Below are 586 nucleotides of genomic sequence, written 5' to 3' on the forward strand. Positions count from 1 at the left end.
AACCGCAATGCCGAAATCTTAAAACGGATTCCGGCCGAGCGCTGGGGTCAGCCGGATGACATTGCCGGCGCCGCCGTATTCCTTTCGTCGCCGGCATCCGATTATGTGAATGGACATGTGTTAGCCGTCGATGGCGGATGGCTGGCAAGGTAATGCGAGGAAAAGGCTGCCGGTAGCTCGGCAGCTATCATCGCTATGGCTTCAAAATTACTTTAATGCAATCATCTTCATGGTCGTTGAACAAATGATAAGCGCGGCCGGCTTCTTCAAGCGGAAGCTGGTGCGTAATGATTTCCTTCGGATCAAATTGATTCTCTTCGATCTTCTTGTAAATCTCCGGCATCAAATGGATGACCGGAGCCTGCCCCATTTTTAGCGTAACATTTCTGGAAAAGAATGCGCCGAGCGGAAACATATTGTAATTGCTTCCATATACCCCCGTAATCTGTACGGTTCCGCACTTTCTGACCGCCTTTGTAGAAATTTGAATCGGTCCGAGCGTGCCGCCCTGAAGCTTCAGTTTTTGCTCCAGATACTCAAGCGGAGATTTTTTGCCGTCCATCCCTACGCAGTCGATCACGACATC

The 586-nt window shown here is 50.2% G+C and carries 1 protein-coding gene and 1 pseudogene; one reads left to right on the forward strand and one right to left on the reverse strand.

The genetic code is table 11. The features are described 5' to 3' along the window. Positions 1-153, forward strand: a 153-nt coding sequence (locus ACWHAR_RS29835) for an SDR family oxidoreductase (protein WP_452088784.1), incomplete at its 5' end; no start/stop codon positions are given. A gap of 40 nt (positions 154-193) precedes the next feature. On the opposite strand, the pseudogene ACWHAR_RS29840 reads toward ACWHAR_RS29835, so the two are convergent. Then, positions 194-586, reverse strand: a pseudogene (locus ACWHAR_RS29840) (glutathione-dependent formaldehyde dehydrogenase); the annotation flags it as partial.

Source organism: Bacillus sp. LR--39 (assembly GCF_053613335.1).